Annotated in this window: 10 protein-coding genes; 5 read left to right on the top strand and 5 right to left on the bottom strand. The window is 66.1% G+C overall.

Features of this window, described 5'->3' with window-relative positions:
• Positions 1-55: 55 nt before the first annotated feature.
• Positions 56-6730, bottom strand: coding sequence for an RHS repeat-associated core domain-containing protein (locus tag AOM45_RS17140; RefSeq protein ID WP_081902189.1), 6675 nt, complete (start codon positions 6728-6730; stop codon positions 56-58).
• Positions 6731-6760: 30 nt separating this feature from the next.
• The gene (locus AOM45_RS17135) at positions 6761-9955 is read right to left on the bottom strand and encodes a LamG-like jellyroll fold domain-containing protein (RefSeq protein ID WP_030468296.1); all 3195 of its coding nucleotides are present in this window, start codon (positions 9953-9955) and stop codon (positions 6761-6763) included.
• Between the two features lie 622 nt (positions 9956-10577).
• Between AOM45_RS17135 and AOM45_RS17130 the strand changes: the two genes are divergently transcribed.
• Complete coding sequence (locus AOM45_RS17130; protein WP_156093873.1) at positions 10578-11366, top strand: hypothetical protein; 789 nt, start codon at positions 10578-10580, stop codon at positions 11364-11366.
• A gap of 82 nt (positions 11367-11448) precedes the next feature.
• Positions 11449-12639 carry an amidohydrolase gene (locus tag AOM45_RS17125; RefSeq protein WP_051783592.1) on the top strand — a complete coding sequence of 397 codons (1191 nt, stop codon included), beginning with the start codon at positions 11449-11451 and terminating at the stop codon, positions 12637-12639.
• On the opposite strand, the gene AOM45_RS17120 is transcribed toward AOM45_RS17125, so the two are convergent.
• The gene (locus tag AOM45_RS17120; protein ID WP_030468299.1) at positions 12636-13265 is read right to left on the bottom strand and encodes a TetR/AcrR family transcriptional regulator; all 630 of its coding nucleotides are present in this window, start codon (positions 13263-13265) and stop codon (positions 12636-12638) included. The genes AOM45_RS17125 and AOM45_RS17120 overlap by 4 nt on opposite strands.
• A gap of 95 nt (positions 13266-13360) precedes the next feature.
• Here AOM45_RS17120 and AOM45_RS17115 point away from each other — a divergent pair, with 95 nt between their 5' ends.
• Positions 13361-14854, top strand: coding sequence for a flavin-containing monooxygenase (locus tag AOM45_RS17115; protein ID WP_030468300.1), 1494 nt, complete (start codon positions 13361-13363; stop codon positions 14852-14854).
• A gap of 28 nt (positions 14855-14882) precedes the next feature.
• On the opposite strand, the gene AOM45_RS17110 is transcribed toward AOM45_RS17115, so the two are convergent.
• Both AOM45_RS17110 and AOM45_RS17105 read right to left on the bottom strand, forming a co-directional pair.
• A complete protein-coding gene (locus AOM45_RS17110; protein ID WP_030468301.1) occupies positions 14883-15281 on the bottom strand; it encodes an SRPBCC family protein in 399 nt (132 codons plus the stop codon).
• Positions 15281-15634 (bottom strand): VOC family protein, encoded by a 354-nt coding sequence (locus tag AOM45_RS17105; RefSeq protein WP_030468302.1) that lies wholly within the window; start codon positions 15632-15634, stop codon positions 15281-15283. The genes AOM45_RS17110 and AOM45_RS17105 overlap by 1 nt, the downstream gene beginning before the upstream one ends.
• A gap of 109 nt (positions 15635-15743) precedes the next feature.
• Between AOM45_RS17105 and AOM45_RS17100 the strand changes: the two genes are divergently transcribed.
• Together AOM45_RS17100 and AOM45_RS17095 are read left to right on the top strand one after the other, a co-directional pair.
• A complete protein-coding gene (locus tag AOM45_RS17100) occupies positions 15744-16592 on the top strand; it encodes a helix-turn-helix transcriptional regulator (RefSeq protein ID WP_030468303.1) in 849 nt (282 codons plus the stop codon).
• 143 nt (positions 16593-16735) lie between these two features.
• Positions 16736-19006: a M4 family metallopeptidase gene (locus tag AOM45_RS17095; protein WP_030468304.1), complete on the top strand. Its 2271-nt coding sequence runs from the start codon at positions 16736-16738 to the stop codon at positions 19004-19006.
• Positions 19007-19040 lie beyond the last annotated feature (34 nt).

Genomic DNA, 19040 nt, shown 5'->3' with positions numbered 1-19040 from the left:
TCGATCAAAGAAAATGATCGCCCGTCGCGGAGATCGAACCCCGCAGGAAAGCGCTTCACACCGGCCCCCAAGTACCAAGACGCTTGTTGTGCCTGAAGAACTGAACAAAATCCATCAATCCAGCATCCGCCACCTGGATCAGCTCCCACTGCGTGGGCATCAGACTACCATTGTTCGCGGCCGCAGCTTCCCTGGCCCGCTTGAGTGCAACCTGCGGCCCCTGCCCCGCACCTGGCAGACCATCGAGCATGAACGAAATGCGGCCTTCACCATTTGCCGTGCGCTGGACCGCTTTGGACACCTCCTGACGCCAACCGTCGACGTTACCCATGAGGTGCCGTGCCTCGACGTGCTCCGCGAAACCTGTCACGTCGTACTTGTCTCGGCCGAGTGCGAGATGGTCTACCGGCCCGATCGAGGTGCCGCAGTTGTGGGAAAGGACCGCTGTGCTGCCTGCAAGCACATGGTAGGTGTGGGCACCGTTGACCGTCAGATTGTGAACGCGCTGTTGAGCAGTCCGCTGCCGTACCTGAACGACCTGCACCCAGGTGCCGGCAGAGGTTTGCAGCCAGACACCGGCGACGAGCTTGTCCGCTCGCACCCACTCCTTGAGCTCCGGCAACCAGAACCGATGCCCGTCGGTGGCGACGATCTTCTCGGCCTGACCGTCGACGGTCAGTTCCACGAGATTCTTGGAGCCGTCACCGACGATGGTCCGCACCACGTCCTGCTCCCGGCTTTCACCGGTCTCCGGATCTGTGGCAAGAAGCTTGTCGCCTAGTTTTATCTGCTCGATCGGTTTCGACGAGCCGTCGGCCATCAACACCCGCGTACCTGGCACAAAACTGTTGACCAGACACGCGGTCGCAGTCTCAGCGACCTCCTCGGCCTTGTCCTCAATCTTCCGAAGCCGAGCCCACGAGTCCTTGATCTTGTCGATGATCCGGTTGGCCTTCATGATCGCCTTGGCGATCCGCTCCCCGGCCTGCACCAGCTTGAACGCCTTCGCCCACGGCACCAGGCTGACGCACGCCAGGATGTCGAACTGCGTGAAGCAGTTCTTGACGTCGTTGATGCCCGTGAGGTCCATCAACAACTCAGGAAGCTCCGCGACGACGACGTCCCACCACGACTGCGAGTTGTTCGCCTCGCGCAGATACTCCTCGTACTTGTCCTTGCCACCGGCAGCGTCATAACGAGCCTGCTGCTGCGCGTTGTGAGCGGCGTGAGCCTTGCGACGCTTGTTCGTCGCCGTCGGATAGGCCGCCGCAGACGCCTCATCGCCGCCGGGCCAGTTGCCGACGATGATGTTGCGTTCTTTGTCGATCCCGTAGCTTTGGCCGTTCTCGACACCACCCTCCAGGTACATGCCTGTCGGGTCGCTGAACGTCACCGGGTTGTTGTTGCTGTACGAGTAACCGTTGACCTGCTGCGGGTTCGCCGTGTTCATGATCGGGTCATCCGACAGGAACCGGCCGGTCGCCGGGTCGTATTCACGAGCACCAAGGTGAGTCAGGCCCGAGGTGTCACGGGTACCGCCGACAAAACCCTTGTCATCGGGCCACGCGCCGCCGTTCGGGCCACGTGCTTTGCCGAACGGGTCGAAGTACTGACGCTGGTACGTCAGGTCCCCGGCCTTGACCGAGAGCGTCGGCGTGCCCTGGTGGTCACTGACCTCGTAGGACAGCCGGCCGTTCGAGTGCCGGACCGCCACCACGGTGCCGCCGTGCGCGTAGTACCGCTTGCCGGACACCTGGTTGGTCGCATCATCCTTGACCAACTCCATGCCCTCGGGCAGATAGAGCGTCGTGCGGCCCTGCTCTCGCTTGATCAGGCGACCGCCATCGGCGTCGTACAGGTACGACGACTCCTTGCCGGAAGCTTCCACCACCTTGGCGGTGCGGCCCTCGACGTCGTAAGCGATCGTCTGGGTGTTGCCCGCGACCTTGCGAGTGCGGGTGTTGCCCGTCTTGTCGTAGCCGAACTCGTCGCGAGCGGTGCCGGACGGGCCGGTCTCGTCGATCGAGCGGACCACGTGCGGCTGGTTCGCCGGATCGTAGTTGTACTTGCGGCTGGCCACGCCCGATGCCGTGGTCGTGCGCTCCAGCGTCCGGTTGCCGATCTTGTCGTACTGGTACTCCTGCTGGTATGGGTCCACACCACCGACAGCAGTCGTGGCGCAGTCACCGGAGCTGGGCGTGAACGCCTTGGTCAGCCTGCGCAGGTTGTCGTAGCGGAAGCACTGGGTGTCCCACGCCGACTTGTTGCTCGGCTCGTCCGCGATCCTCGTGACGTTCCCACCGGTGTCGTAAGAGTACTTCCGGTTGGAGATCCGGTAGTCGGTGTCTCGCGAGCGGTCCACGATGGACTGTTCGAGTCGGCGGCTGCCCTCCTCGAAGTAGTTCGTCAGCCACAGCTGGTCGGGGCTCTGGTCGGCACCGAGGGTCAGGCGAAGCGTCTCACCGAACTTCGAGTAGATGTGCTCGTTCACATAGGTGTTCAGGCCGCCCGTCTTGATCGGCGCGCCTTGGTCGTTGTAGGCGGTGGAAACCCTTTCCACAGCCAACCCACCAGCGGCTGGCGACTGCGTGAAGAGGAGTGCACCGCTGACCGGCGTGTAGTCGCGCTCGAACCTGTAGGTCCGGCCGCCCAGGGCCCCTTCGGACGCAGGGATCTCGACCTCGGACTGGAGGATGCGGCTGTAGTCGTCGTACTGGGTGATCCGCTGGACGTACGCCTGTCCTCCGGAGAACCGGGTGGCCGAATCGAGCAGCCCCTTCTTCTGTCCGTCGTACGTCCACTCCGCAAGCTTCGTCCCGCCGGAGAGCATCTGGGTCTTGCGTCCGAGCTGGTCGTACTTGAACGACATCGACCGGCCTTCGCTGTCGGTCGTCTTCACAACCTGGTCGAGATTGTTGTACTCGACAGTGGTCGTACCGCGGTCCGGGTCGGTTTCCTTCCACTTGCGGCCCAGCAGGTCGTACTCGTATGACCATTTGTTGCCTGAGGGATCGGTGACCTCCTCCAACTGGCCCTTGAAGTTGTACTTCGACTTCGTGCTGTCGGCACCGAGGCCGTCGTGTTGGAGCCGTTCGATCTCGCGGCCGTGTGCGTCGGTTACGACGGTTGTCGGGATCTGCCCCGGCGGCGGCGTCACATGGACACGGTCGCCCGCGTAGACAGTGGTCGTGCTCCACTGCGGCGTGCCGAACTTGTGGTACGACACACTGGCCGGGCGGGACAGCTTGTCGTACTTGGTGAACTCCTGGTTCGGCACCTGCACGTCCAGCACCACGAACAACTTGCCGTCCGGTGGCTGGTTGTTGAAGAACGCGTTGTTGGTCTTGGTGACCAGAGCGCGCGAGTCGTAGAACGTGTCGGTGATGACCCGTCCGAGCTCCCCGGCCTTCTGCTCGCCGTCTGGAGTCTGGGTCTGCCGGGGGCGCAGCAGGCCGTCGAAGATCTTGTACGAGACGTTGTACCCCTCGTCCCGCTCGCGCAACGACTTCGAGACCTCCACGACGGTCGCGGTTGATTCGTCGTAGACGTACTCGTACATCGCGCTGGCGCTCAGATCACGCTCGCGGTGCGGCAACCAGGTGTGGGTCAGCCGGCCGAGCGCGTCGTACTTCGCGTCGGTCCGTTCACCGTTGGCGCCGATCTGGGCGATCGGCAGTCCGAGCGCAGGATCGTACTCGACGATCGAGACGTGGCCCTTGGCGTTGGTGGTGGTCACCTTGCGCACCGGGAAGCCGAACGCGGGTTCGCTCACCGTGGTGGTCTCGCCGAGTCCGGGGTCAGTCGTCTTCTTGACCCGGCCGTAGATGTCGTACTCGGTTGTCGTGACGGCTTGGTACAGACGCGGGCTCGTACGCTCGCCGTTCCACCGCGACGCGGTAGTCACGAGGCCCTTGGTCGGCGCCTCACCGAACGACTTGCCGTCGTAGGCGGAAACCGTGTCACTGATGGTGTTGTCATCCGTTGCGGCAGCGTCACATTTCGCGGCATAGGTGAGGATCCGGCTGGCGTAGTTCCACATCCACGCGGCCTCATTGGCCACATAGGTGGTGATCGTGCACCGTTCGTCACCGGTGACGTCGACGTCACCCTCGTCCTGGACGGTGAGGGCGCGGCCGTGAACATCATCGAACGTCGTGCTCGCCCGTTTGGTCCGCCACCGGTCAGCACCGAGGTGGTTCGCGGTCGTCACGGTTTTGGTGTTGAGCAGCAACGCCCTGTCGTCACCGTTGAGCGCGGTGGGCGGTGACATCCACGGTTCGCTCGTGGCCTTCGAGTGCACCGCGTTGCCGTTCCTGACGATCGTCTTCCACTCGAAGCCCTTGAGACGCTCGACGTCCTCGATCCGCTCACCGTCGTACTCGACCCAAGCATCGCGCTTGCCGTCCGGCTCCGTGTCGCCGTCCATGCCGCGCAAGTAGATCTTTTCGGTCACCGGCCGATCCGGCTCGTTGACGTCACCGGAGATCGTGCGGACCTTGTTGTAGCCGCGCCACTGCGACCACGTCCGGTAAGTCGCGTCGGCGAAGTCGTTCTCGTCGTAGTGCCACAGCGGAGCGTTCGCGATGCTCTCGTACTCGTAGTAGACCTTGGTCTGCTCGCTGAGCTCACGAACGCGGTCGTCCGCGATCACCGCGCGCACCACGTACTTGTGGAACCAGTGCAGCTGCGGCTTCAGGGCGCCTTCCGGAGTCCAGTACGACGGGAAGCACCGCAGCGTGTTGAGGTGCGCATTCTCCTTGGTGGGCATGCGCTGACCGGGAACGCAGTCCTTGTCGGTGTACTCGACCTCGGTGATGCCACCTGCCTCGTGCTGGACACGCTTGATCCGCCCGCGCAACAGTGGCGGGTACTCGTCGCCATCCACCCGGTTCGCCAGCGTGATGCGCTCGAATTTCGTCGCCGGCAACGACTTCGACTCACCCACCAGGCCGGTGTGCTTGATGCTGTCCAGCCACAGCGCCGGGTCGAGACCGTCGTTGGACGGAGGGAAGCTCTGGCCCAGCTCCCACTGATCGACATCGCGCCACTCCGCCGCGACGTTCTCCCTGCGCACGTGAGTGCTGATCTTCGTCAGCCGCAGCTGGGAGAAGAACGTCGGTGAGTACTGATTCTCGCACCTCGCACCAGGCGCGCAGATCTGGTCGAACGGCACATCCGGCCACTGCTTCGCGTTGTCCTTGTTCAACTTGCTCGGGTTGCAGTCGAAACCACTCGACGGAACGCACCGCTCCGAGTAGTGGAGCTGGACCCGTCCCGGTGCCGGCGCGTTCTCATCCGAGCTGTGCAGGCCGTAGTCGATCCGGTGCAGTCGTCCGGCACGGTCGTACTGCACGCCGTCGGCAGCGTCCAGGTTGCGGCCGTACCGGTTCTTCTCGGTCTGGTAGTAGAACCGGGTGACGTTGCCCCTGGGATCCACCACGTAGTCGACGTTCCACCGCCATGCCTGGCGGCACGACAGCTCTTTGAACGGCTTGCCCTGCACCCAGCACGGCTCACCGGGGTGGTTGCCGAACACCGGCACGGTCCACGTCGACTCGGCTTCACGGGAGCCCAGGAAGTACTGGGTGCCGTTCGGCGTCGTGACCTTCCAGAACTCGCCGTTGTCGTCGCCGCCCGCCACCGGCGCGCGGTTGAGGCGCTCGATCATGGAACCGTCGTCGTTCTTGGCCCGCCACTGGTTCGTGCCGGGGATGTTCACCAGTTCCGAGGAGATGCCGGCGAGCTGGATCGTGGCGTTGTCCGTCGCCCAGCACAGGTCGGCCGTTTTCTGCTGGCCGATCGTGGTGTTCACATCCTCGCCGCAGCCCTTGTACCGACGCTCGATGAACCCGCCCGCGCTGAGATCCCACCCGTCACCGACGGATGACGCCTGGTTGTTCGTCGCACTGGTGCGCCCGTCGACACCACTGGACGAGTAGCCCAGCGCCACTTGTGGTGCATTTCCACCGACAGAACCCGGTAGTTTGATCGGGTAGTTGTAGGTGAAGTCACCGCTCGAACCACCTGCTGACCAGCTGCCCGCAGGAGACAGAGTGGTCGCCTGGAACGAACCACCCGCACCACCCGCGGCAGGCTCGGCCGCCAACACCATCGGCCCCGAGGTGGCAGTGACGTCCGTTGCGGTCAGCCTCTTGGCTTTGACGTCGTTGCGTGACGCCAATGGTGTCCGGGTCCTGCACTCTGCCTTGTCCGGTGTGGACAGAGCGCACTCCGGCAGCTGCACTAGCCTTAGCCGCGAGCCGTAGTCGCCGCCGTAGGCGTTGTCGAAGCCGGCGTAGTCGAGCTGAACCGAAGTCTTGCCGGGCGACTTACCCGCCTTGTCGGACACCTTCAGCACCACACCGGCCACGCCGACCTTCGCCGACGTGTCCTGGCTGAAGGTCTCGACCCGCACCGGGGTCGCATCCGTCTTGCTCACCTTGATCGGGGAAATGCCCGCCTGCCGGAAGTCGCCAGAGGAGGCGACGTCCGACTTGCTCGGCACGGGCCAGCCGACCTTCGCGACAGGCTCGTTGGTCGCCGTGATCTGGTTGGCCTGCCGCAACTTCGCGGGCACGCCAGGGACGTTCTTCTCGGTCTGGGTGTCGGGTTTGCGCACGTCTCTGCCCGTGGGCTGGGCAAGCGCCGGAGTCGGAGTGACGACACCAGCGATCATGACCCAGCCCAGCGACAGGGCTAGTGCGCGTGACCACGTCGCGTGAGCACGCATGAATTTCCTCTGTTAGGCGGAGGTACTGGATCAGCTGCGAACTGCCTGGGCCAGGATCTCTTCGTCCGACAGCGCACCGGCGTAGACCCGCACGTCGTCGATGCCGCCCTTCCAGAACGCGCCCGCGGCGGTGGTAGGGGTGAGCCTGCCCATTTCCAAAGTGGACTCCGTCGACGCTGACCCGCCGGTGAACGGCGCCCTGGTGATGTACACACCGTTGAGGTACAGCCGCATCTCGGAGTCCGTCGTGTCGTGCACGGCAGTCAGATAGACCCACTTCTTCAGACCCGCACGGTAGGCAGTCTCCACAGTGGTGCCGCCCATCACGAACTCCCACTTCTTCGATGCGCCGCTGTAGCGGAGATCGAACTGCGAGGCGCCGTTCTGCACCAGGCTCACGATTGTCCTGGGCTTGTCCTCGTGCGCCTCCAGATCCAGCCTGGCCCAAGCGGACACCGTGTAGGAACGGTCCGTGCGGATTCCAGGGCTCGGAGTCGACACATATGCCTCGAGATCCTGCGGATTGCCGTCCGCGTCAGGTCCGTTGAGGAGCAGCGACGTGTAGTTGCCGCCCTGCTCCCAAGTGGTCTTGCCAGCGAGAATGGCGTTCCTGCCCGTTACCTCGTCCTTGGTCGAGGTACCAGCGGCCTCACCGATCTTGTAGTGGGCGCGAATTCCTGCCTGCCTGGCCAGCACTTTGATCTCAGAGTCATTCAGCGTCCGGTTGTACATCTTGATCTCGTCGATCGTGCCGACGAAACCGCCGGCGTCCTGGCCGTTCCAACGGTGCCGCCCCACCAGCAACTGCGAAGCCTGCCAGCCTTCTACTCCCGCGACCTCACCCTGCTTCAGGCCATCGACGTGAAGAGTGAGCGTCTTGGTGGTGGCTTCGTAGGTGCCAGTGAGGTGAGTCCAGACACCGATCGGCGCCTCACCCTTTGCGCGCACCACCTTGAGGTCGGCCTTGTTACCCGCGGCCGTCATGCCGAAAGTCCAGCGCTTGGTCCCCTGGTCGTAGTACAGACTCGAGCTGAGCACAGATGAATCCACAGTAGACAGAACAGTGCGGTCGAAACCACCGTTGTCCGCCTTCGCCCATGCTGACAACGTGAAGTTTTTCGAGGTGTCCACCGCGCCACCGGTGAAGTAGTCCTGCGTGCCGTTCAACCCCACCCCCTTGCCCACGTAACCGGTGGCGGCGAGGTTTGGGTTGCCACCCGGCATCAACGCGTTGCCACCGTTGGTGTCAGTCAGCGTGCCGTCCAGCGGCCAGTGCGCGACGGGATGCCCACCGGCCAGCACGATGAACCCGTAGCGTTGAAGGTCGGACAGGCGGCCCGCGCGATCCACAGTCTTGACGAACAGCGTCTGCGGGCCCGCCGTTTTCGGCGTCCAGCGGATCGTCGCTCGTCCATCGGAGTTGACAGGCATCTCCTTGTTGAGGGAGTCACTCCCGTCCGAGGTGAACGAGTAGATGAACTTCGCCACGTCGCCGCTCGCAGACTTCACCGAGTCCAGCTCGAACGTGCCGGTCACGCCGACACCGCCACCAGGCTGCGACGAGGGATACTCGACCGAACTCAGTTGCGGAACAACCGGATTGACCGTGTCGACGATGAACTCGCACGAAGTTCCCAGTCCTCCGGCCACGGTCTCGAGCTCACCATCACCGGTGCTCACGGTCCAGAAGTAGTGACCGTCTTGGGTGATGGTGCCTGGCTGTACCTCAGCCTCCGAATAGGATCCTGACGGCGTGTCCTGGTTCTGGTAAGCCGCGATCCGCTGGGGTACTCGGTCGACCCACTTGTAAAGCTGGAAGTATGACCACAACGAACCGCCATCCGGGTCCTGCAGCTTGGCGCGCATGCGGGGCGTCCTGGTCGGCACGTAGACCAGGTTGGCCGCCCCGCCTTCGCGGCAGGGCAACAGGCCGCGCTCCAGGCTGCGATCAGATGCCGGGAGCGGGTACGAGTTGAATTCCACACGCAGCACGGGGTTGAGATCGAACCGGCGCCACGCCGTGTCGTTCACCGCGTAGTTGTCGCTTGACAGTCCAACGGTCATGCTCGTGTACCCGTTGTCGACCTGGTACTGCATCTGTCCCCGCACGTCGAACTCGGTCAGCCCGTCAGTGGGACAGAAGTTGGGGTTGTTCTTCTTGTTGGTAGTCGACTGCTTGGTGTACCACTGGGGTCCGGTGCGCCACGTGGTGCCCGGACCGATCGGCCCGGTGTGCCACGCGGCAGTCGGTTCGACCAGGTCGCAGTTCGCGGAGTTGATCACCTTAATCGCAAGCTTCGCCGAGTGGATCTTCTTACCGACCATCGGCGCGATGTCCATCTCGACGTAGGAGACCGAGAAACCAGTCTTGGGATGCCAGCCCGCTTTGAGATCCCCCAGCTCGCCGTCGGTACGGTCGTAGTTCGGCGCATCCGGGGCCAATTCCTGTGCCACCGCGTGGTGATTCTTGTAGCCGGCCCACCTGTAGCTCGGATCAATCGACACCGGGAACTTCGTCTCAGGCGACGCCAGGAACGCCTCATCGGGCAGGACGGAGATCGTGTCGCCTGCGACCTCGACACCCATCTTTGCCGAGCGTCCGGTCGCATCCCACATCTGTGAGGCGTCACCGGTGAACCGGACTTGTCCGTTGCCGTCCTTCACCTGCAGCAAACCATCGATCTGGCTCAGCACTCCTCCCTTGACGTGCGAGCCGTAAGTGATCTTGCGCAACTTCTCCGACTTCGCCGCCTCGGAGGTCTTCACCACCAGCACCTGGCCGAACCCGGTAGCGGACGCGATGACCTTCAGGTCAACGCCGGGCCACACTTCCGAGTACCGCGTCGTTGCACCGTCGACCACCGGCTCCGGCAACGCCTCGGGCCAGCTCAAGCCGACCTCCAGGCCGTCCTTGGCCACCACCGCAAGCGGCGTGCCCTCGCCCTTTCCGGCGAGCCTGAGGTCCACCAAGGTCGCCTCGGGGCGGATCAGGCCATCCGCATGCTTGCGCAACTTGGTATCAACAGGCACCCACTTGCCACCACGTTTGGCCCGCTCCGGCCTGAGCGTCTGGGCGAACGTCATCGTGCCGTTCGGGTTCGCCACCGTCTCCGACGCTTCCGTCGTGAGCCCGGAAACCTTCACCGGCTTGTCGAACTTCCGCGCCGCCGCCAAGGCAGACGCCCCGTCCGGCAACTCGTTCGGCGCCGGAGCGGCGTTCGCCACTGGTGCGATGGACGCAGCTGACACAGCCAGGACAAGTGCGAATGCACGCATGCCAAAAACGCGCGCCGGTCTGTGGCGCATCAAAGCCCCCCAAGTCGAACACATCCCCCATAGCGACAGCCAGCTTCAACCAGCGTTCTCTTCAGAACAATCGACCGACCGGTCTAACGAGCGTGACCCTCGAGATACGGTGAGTAACATTTGTGGTGTCGGTCACACCGATAGCGGCGAAGCTGTGAAGTCGCCACCGTCCGCCCATCATCAGGCTCCACCGATCGCCGAACACGATATCCAGCGTCAGGTCCTTGCGCGGACATCACCTGGCCGGATGACGGAAGCTCAGCCGAGGGCACTTGATCAGAGAATTGAGTTCGAGCCCGGTTGATGTACATGGGGAAGCCTGTTCGGATTCGTCTCGCCCACTTCTCGCCCCACTCACGCGCCTCAAAGCCCGTCTGCACGCGTGTGTCCAGTGCTGCACAGACTCCCTCGCACCTCTTCCATCGCTCTCGGCGTCACCTACGTTTCACATAGCACACAAATGTGTTGTGACCTGCGCGTTGTCAGGCCAAGATGGCCTGCGTCTAGTACACGACTGAATGTTTATGGGGGCAGTCGAATCATGCGTTTCAAGCGCGCAATGGCAGCTGTGCTCGGCATCGCGGCGATGGTCACCGTCGTCACTGCGAACCCGAGCCTCGCGCAGGGGGACAAGACGTTCAAGGGCGTTGAGCGTGAGCGGAGCATGTCCACCGCCACGACCAACGGCCAGTCCTTCCTCGAGATCAACGGGGCGGGTGAGCTCGTCCACTGGGAGCGTTCGGGCTCGTCCTACGCCAAGCAGGTCCGCGGCTGGGGCTGGGGTGGCACCCGCACCATCACAACCCTCGACGAGCAGACGTTCCTCGAGATCAAGGGCGACGGCCGCCTGTCCAAGTGGACGTGGAACGGCGGTGCCTACTCCGAGAACGTCGTCGGCTGGGGCTGGAACAACGCCCGCCTGATCACGGGTGTCAGCGGCAACCAGTTCATCGAGATCAACAACCAGGGCGAACTGGCCTACTGGACGTTCGACGGCTCGAACGTCCTCTCCAAGGTCATCAAGGGCTGGGGCTGGGGCGGCACGAAGAGCATCACGGGTCTCGACCCGTACCTGTTCATCGAGATCAAGGGTGACGCCCTGAACTCCCTCTCCTGGTGGGTCAACGGCTCGACCGGCCTGCAGGAGTTCCACGAGGGTGGCGACAGGCGCTGGATCCGACTGATCGCGGGCGGCGACGCCGACCACTTCACGATCATCCGGACCGACGGCGTCCTGATGGAGTACGCGTGGGTCCAGACCGGCGAGTCCGGTGAGTGGGTCGGCACCGAGCGCGGCTGGGGCTGGGGTGGCACGCGTCTGATCGGCTGATCGACCTGATGTGAGAGGGCCCCGACCGGTTCGCCGGTCGGGGCCTTTTGCGTTGCCGGTCCGCAGTCGTCAGGATCTGGCCATGACCGACCTGCACGAGCTCTACCGCGACCTGCACCGCCACCCCGAACTGTCGCTGCAGGAGTTCCGCACGGCGGGTGTGCTCGCCGATGCCTTGCGCCCCTTGGGTTTCGACGTCACAACCGGGATCGGCGGCACCGGTGTCGCCGGAGTGCTGCGCAACGGGGACGGCCCGCTCGTCATGCTCAGGGCGGACATCGACGCGTTGCCCGTGCAGGAGAAGACCGGCTTGCCCTACGCGTCGGTCGTCCGTGCGACCAACGCCGACGGTGAGGACGTGCCGGTGGCGCACGCGTGCGGGCACGACATGCACGCCACGTGCCTGGTCGGGGCGGCCGCGGAGCTCGCGCGGACCCGTGCGGAGTGGTCGGGCACGCTGCTCGTGGTCTTCCAGCCGGCGGAGGAACTGGGCTGCGGCGCGCGGAACATGGTCGAGGACGGGCTGTTCGACCGGTTCGGCAAGCCGGAAGTCGTGCTGGCGCAGCACGTCAGCCCGTTGCCCGCCGGGATGATCGCGCACGGCAGCGGCCCGGTGATGGCGGCCTCCGACTCCGTTCGCGTCACGTTGTTCGGGCGCGGCGGCCACGGATCGGCTCCCGAGACGGCCGTCGATCCGGTGCTGATGGCCGCGCACACCGTGGTGCGGTTGCAGGGGATCGTCGCGCGCGAGATCGCGCCCAGCGACCGTGCCGTCGTCACCGTTGGACGGTTGCAGGCCGGCACGAAGGAGAACGTGATCCCCGAGACGGCCGAGATCGGGATCAACATCCGGTCGTTCGACGAGCACGTCCGGGGCATCGTCCGCGGCGCCGTCGAACGGATCGTCCGCGCCGAGTCCGCCGCGTCCGGGGCGCCGCGCGAGCCCGAGTTCGACTGGTACGACGGCACTCCCGTGCTCGTGTCCGATCCGGACGCGACCGCGAGGACGGTGGAGGTCTTCGCCGAGCACTTCGGGAAGCACAACCTGATCCCGGGCGCCGTGGTCAACGCCAGCGAGGACGTCGGCGTGTTCGGCACGGCGGCGGGAGTGCCGACGGTGTTCTGGTTCTTCGGCGGCACCGACTTCAGCACGCGCGAACCCGGTCAGCCCGTCGCGATGAACCACTCCCCCGAGTTCGCGCCGGACATCGAGCCGACGCTGTCCACCGGGGTCGACGCGCTGGTCGTGGCCGCGCGGGCCTGGCTCGCCTAGGGGCGTGCGGCGATGCCGTCGTACATCACGCGGCGCAGCGCCTCGCTCTGCGCCGCCTGGGCCTCCGGCGTGCGCAGCGACGAGATCGCCGTGCCGAGGATCATGCCGTTGATGGCCCTGGCGGTGTTGTCGACGTCGAGGTCCGCGCGCAGGTAGCCCAGCTCGACGCCGTGCGAGAGGTAGGCGGCGGTGAGCGCGGCGGCCAGGTCGAACAGGTCGAGGATCCGTTCGGACATCGCCCTGTCGATGCCGGGCGCCTCGAACAGCAGCAGGCGGGGCACGCGGGGGTCCTCGCCGAAGATGCGGCCCAGCGCCTCGCCGATGCGCGCGGACTGCTCGCGGTACTCGGCGAGCGTCGACACCGCGTCCGGCGCGTTCTCCGCCGTGAGCGCGCCGGTGATGCGGGCGACCAGGTCGTCGACGACGTGGTCGACGATGTCCCGCTTGTTCTGGAAGTACCGGTAGAACGTGCCGTGCCCGATGCCGAGCCGCGCGGCGACGTCGGCGATTCCGGTGGCGTGGTAGCCGCGTTCGGCGAAGCAGTCGAACGCCGCGTCGATGATCTCGCGGCGCAGCTCCTGCTTCTTGCGCTCGGCGCGGCTGACGGGTTCGGCACTGGACGTCATGGGGCCAAGTCTATGACCTGCGGACTCTTGTGATCACCCGAGAACTGACATACGGTTCCGGAACTGACATGCGATTCCGCAGGAGGAGGTCTGGGATGGCTCCGCAGCACGACGCGATCGTCGTCGGCGCCGGGTTCGGCGGCATGGGCGCGGCGATCGAGCTCAGGCGGCTCGGGTTCGAGAACCTGCTGATCCTGGAGCGGGAGGACGACCTCGGCGGCACCTGGCACGTCAACCGCTATCCGGGGCTGGCCGTGGACATCCCGTCCTCGACGTACTCCTACTCGTTCGAGCCGAACCCGCACTGGTCACGGCTGTTCGCGCCGGGCGAGGAGCTCAAGCGGTACGCCGGGCACGTGGCGCGCAAGTACGACCTGCGGCGGTTCATGCGGTTCGGCACGGTCGTCACCGGCGCGACCTGGAAGGACGACCACTGGGAGGTCGTCACCGACGGCGAGACCTTCACCGCGCGCTACCTGGTCACCGCCACCGGCTTCCTGTCGATGCCGAAGACTCCCGACATCGAGGGCATCGAGTCGTTCCAGGGCCAGGTGATCCACACCGCCGCCTGGGAACCCGCCGACCTGACGGGCAAGCGGGTGGCGATCATCGGCACCGGCGCCACCGCCGTGCAGCTGATCCCCGAACTCGCGAAGACCGCGTCGGCGCTGACGGTGTACCAGCGCACACCGATCTGGGTCAGCCCGAAACCCGACTACCCGATCCCGCCGGCGGTGCGGAAGCTGTTCGCGCGCCTGCCTTTCGTGCAACGGGCCGTGCGGTGGCTGGGCAGTTCGCTCCTCGAACTGATGATGATCTCGGGAGTCGTGCACTACAAGCAGCTGCGCGTCGCGAACCGGCTCGCGGAGTGGTGGTGCCGCAGGCATCTGCACCGCCAGGTCCGCGATCCGGGGCTGCGCCGCAAGCTCACGCCGGACTACTCGTTCGGCTGCAAGCGGCCCACGTTCTCCAACGACTACTTCCGCACGTTCACGCGACCGCGCGTGCACCTCGAAACCTCTGCCATCGAACGGATCGACGCCACCGGCGTGGTCACCGCCGACGGCCGCACCGACATCGACGTTCTCGTGCTGGCCACGGGATTCAACCTGTGGGACACCAACTTCCCCGCGTTCGAGGTCCTCGGCCGCGACGGCAGGGACCTCGGCGCGTGGTGGCGGCAGAACAGGTTCCAGGCCTACGAGGGCGTGACCGTGCCGGGGTTCCCGAACTACCTGTCGCTCAACAGTCCGTACTCCTACAGCGGTCTGTCGTACTTCACGACCATCGAGTGCCAGATGAAGCACATCCGGCGGCTGTTCACCGCCATGCGTTCCCGCGACGCCTCGATCTTCGAGATCACCCAGCGGGCCAACGACGAGTTCCTCGGCCGCATGCGCACGAGGGTCGCGGAGAACTCGGTGTTCTCGCTCGGGCAGTGCGCCACCGCGCGCAGCTACTACTTCAACCAGCACGGCGAAGCGACCCTGCTGCGGCCGACGTCGACGATCAGCGCGCACCGGGCCGCGAGCCGTTTCCCGGTGGAGCACTACAGCTTCTCGCCCGTCCTCGCGGCGACGCCGGCATGACCCGCCGCGGGCTCGCGATCGGCTTGGCTCAGCGGTCCAGGGTCTGCTTGACGACGCTCAGACCGCGCGACATCGCGTCGGCGATCGGGGCAGCGAGCTCCTCCGGCAGCACGTCGCGCGTCCACACCACGCGGCACCGCCGTTCACCGTCGGCCACGACCTGGAAGACCGCGTTGTCGTGCTCCGGTTCGACGGTGCCGCCGACGACCGAGTAGGCGAGGCGGCGCGCGTCGTCGTCGAGGCTGACGAACCGCTCCACGGCCACCGAGCCGTTGCCGAAGGTGACGGTCCGGCGGTCGCCCTCGACGACGGTGTCGACCACGAACCCCGGTGCCATGCGCGAGGGACCCGTGGCGAAGTCGCCGACCACCTTCCACACGTCGTCCGCGCTCGACTCGATCACGACTTCCCTGATGATCGACGCCATCACGCGGCCAGGCACAGGAGGTGGCCCTGCGGGTCGGCGAGCACCGTCCACTCGTCCCCGCCCGGCTGGAAGTCCGGCTTGGTGGCACCGAGCTCCAGCAGTTGCTTGACCGCGAGGTCGATGTCGGCGACCTGGAAGTCGAGGTGGGCCTGCTTGTCGGGGCCCGGCCACGAGGGCGGCCGGTAGTCGGGGACGCGGACGAGGGCGAGCTGGACGCCGTCCGAGCCCAGGTAGGCGTACTCCTCACCGCTGGAGGTCACCTCCCACCCCGTGACAGCGCGGTAGAACTCGGCCAGCGGTCCGGGGTCCGCGCAGTCGAGGACGATCGTGGTGAGCTGGGCCAATGCGGGCATGTCTGCTCCTTACGAGGTTGTGCTCCGCTCCAGCCTGCGCCGTGGCCGCCCGCGGGTCTTGAAGATCCTTGCGCCGAAAATTGTCAGACCCCCGGCCTAGCCTGGAAACGTGCTCTCCTTCGTCGACCTCGCAGCGCGTCCGGAGTTCAGCGTGTCCGTCGTGGACTGCCTGGACGACCACCGCGGTTGGAAGGGCGAACAGCCGAGGGAGGACGTGCGGCTGGTGCTCGTGCAGCGCGGCGGGTTCCGGCGGCGCGCCCGCGGTGAAGTCGCGGACCTCGACCGCACCGTCGGCTACCTCGGCCTGCCCGGCGAGGAGGAGCACTTCGCCCATCCCGCCGGTGGCGACGTGTGCACGTCGATCGGCCTGACGCCCCGCCTGTGGCACGCCGTGGCCGGTGAGGCACCGCGCCTGGCCCGGTCGTCGCTGTACGTGGACGGCAGGCTCGACCTCGCCCACCGGCGGCTCCTGGCCGCCACCCGCACCGCGGACGACGTGGCCGAGGACGTGGCAGGTCTGGTGGCGGAGGTCGTGGGGCAGGTCGTCACGACGACGGTCCCGGACGGCACGGGAGACAGGGCGCTGGTGGCGAGGGCGCGCGGTGTGATCGGCGACGACCACCCGGCCGCGGCGGGCCTGATCGGACTCGCGGAGCTGCTCGGTGTCTCGCCGTACCGGCTGAGCCGGGCGTTCACCCGCGAGCTCGGGGTGTCGCTGACCCGCTACCGCAACAGGGTTCGCGTCGGCCGCGCGCTGGACCGGCTGGAACGAGGTGAGTCCCGCCTGGCCGTGCTCGCCGCGGACCTCGGCTTTTCCGACCAGGCGCACCTGTGCCGGACCGTGCGCGAACACCTCGGCCACACCCCAACCGCACTGCGCAGACTTCTCGGGGCAAATCGGCCAACAACCCCAACACAGGAATGTGCGGCATCAATCCCTACATATATGCACGAATAGTTGTGTGTGAATAAGTTAGTACTTGTTAACGATCGGCGGAGAACCGATCCTTTCCCTGCTCCGCCACCACATTCACCTCGACGAACCACCGGCTCCCCCTGCGAACGAGGGCCGGTGTCTTCGCCCTGCACCGAGGAGAACAAATGCAAGCCAGACGCACTTTCGTGCTGGCCGCGGCAGGAACACTGGTCGCCGCGGTTCTCACCCAGACCGGCGCGCAGACCGCCGCCGCCCAGCCGCCGGCGCAGACCGCCGAGGCGATGGCCGTGGACGCGGCCGCGAGCCTCGTCGACAGCCGGCCGTCCCAGCTGCACGCCGGCGCGAACGACACGTTCGTCCGCCGCGGCGTCATCTCGTCCACGAACGGGCTCAAGTACATCCCGTACGAGCGGACCTACAAGGGGATTCCGGTGGTGGGCGGTGACTTCGTCGTCGTCACCAACTCGACCGGCCAGGTGCTGCAGACCTCCGTCGGCCAGAGCTCGACGATCGATCTGGCGAGCACCACCGGGTCGGTCACCAAGGCCCAGGCCGAGACCACCGCCAGGTCCGCGATGTCCACTGTGGACAGCGTCGGCGCCGCAGAACAGGTCGTCTACGCGCTCGACACCGCTCCCGTGCTCGCGTGGAAGGTCCCGGTCACCGGCCGGGACGCCGAGGGCCCGAGCAAGCTCGACGTGGTCGTCGACGCCACCACCGGCAAGGTCCTGCACACGCAGGAACACGTCCTGCACGGCACCGGCACGAGCGCGTGGAACGGCCCGAACCCCGTCTCCATCGCCACCACGCAGTCCGGTTCGTCGTTCTCCATGAAGGACCCGACGCTGACCAACGTCAGCTGCCAGGACGCGGCGACCAACACGACGTTCACCAAGTCGACCGACACGTGGGGCAACGGCACCGCGACCAACCGCGAGACCGGGTGCGTCGACGTGCTGTTCGCGGCGCAGACCGAGTCGAAGATGCTCACGCAGTGGCTGGGCCGCAACGGTTTCGACGGCAACGGCGGCGGCTGGCCGATGCGCGTCGGCCTGAACGACCAGAACGCCTACTACGACGGCAGCCAGGTCCAGATCGGACACAACAGCACCAACCAGTGGATCGGCTCGATCGACGTCGTCGCCCACGAGCTCGGCCACGGCATCGACGACCACACGCCCGGCGGCATCTCCGGCGCGGGCACGCAGGAGTTCGTCGCGGACGTCTTCGGCGCCACGACCGAGTGGTTCGCCAACGAGCCGTCGCCGTACGACCAGCCGGACTTCCTGGTCGGCGAGACGATCAACCTGGTCGGCAAGGGCCCGATCCGCAACATGTACAACCCGTCGGCGCTCGGCCACGCGAACTGCTACTCGAGCTCCATCCCGAACACCGAGGTGCACGCGGCCGCCGGCCCCGGCAACCACTGGTTCTACCTGCTCTCGCAGGGCACGAACCCGACCAACGGCCAGCCGGCCAGCACCACGTGCAACAACACGACGATCACGGGTCTCGGCGTCGAGAAGGCCATCAAGATCTTCTACAACGCCATGCTGCTCAAGACCTCCGGCAGCTCGTACCTGAAGTACCGCACGTGGACCCTGACCGCCGCGAAGAACCTCTACCCCGGCAGCTGCGCGGAGTTCGACACCGTCAAGGCCGCCTGGGACGCCGTCAGCGTGCCCGCCCAGTCCGCCGACCCGACGTGCAGCGCGACCGGCACCGTCACCGTCGGCAACCCAGGCAACCAGTCGAGCACGGTCGGCACCGCGGTGAACCTGCCGCTGTCGGCCAGCGGCGGCACCGCGCCATACACGTGGTCCGCCACCGGCCTGCCCGCGGGCCTGTCCATCAACTCGGGCACCGGCACCATCTCCGGCACGCCCACCACCGCCGCGTCCTCCACCGTCTCGGTGACGGCGAAGGACAGCACGGGCAAGAGCGGCTCCGCGTCGTTCAGCTGGACCGTCGGCACGGGCGGCGGCAACTGCTCCGGCCAGAAGATCGCCAACCCGGGCTTCGAGTCGGGCACCGCCTCGTGGACGGCGACCGCGAGCGTCATCGGCCAGCACAGCTCCCAGCCGGCCCGCACCGGCACCAACTCGGCGTGGCTCAACGGCTACGGCTCGTCGCACACCGACTCACTGTCCCAGTCGGTGACGATCCCCGCCGGCTGCAAGGCGACGCTGACGTTCTACGTGCACATCGACACCGCCGAAACCGGCAGCACCGTCTACGACAAGCTGACGGTCACGGCGGGCAGCACCACGCTCGGCACGCTGTCGAACACGAACGCGGCCGCGGGCTACGTGCTCAAGACGTTCGACGTGTCGTCGTTCGCGGGCCAGACCGTGACCTTCAAGTTCACGGGCGTCGAGGACGCGTCGCTGCAGACGTCGTTCGTGATCGACGACACAGCGCTGACGCTGAGCTGAGCCTAAGGTGAGCACCTCGAAGACGAGGGGTGCT

Source organism: Lentzea aerocolonigenes, from assembly GCF_000974445.1.
In the GTDB taxonomy this organism is placed as follows: domain Bacteria; phylum Actinomycetota; class Actinomycetes; order Mycobacteriales; family Pseudonocardiaceae; genus Lentzea; species Lentzea aerocolonigenes.
Note: the sequence above shows the minus strand (reverse complement) of the source record. Positions and strands in the feature narration are given on the sequence as shown.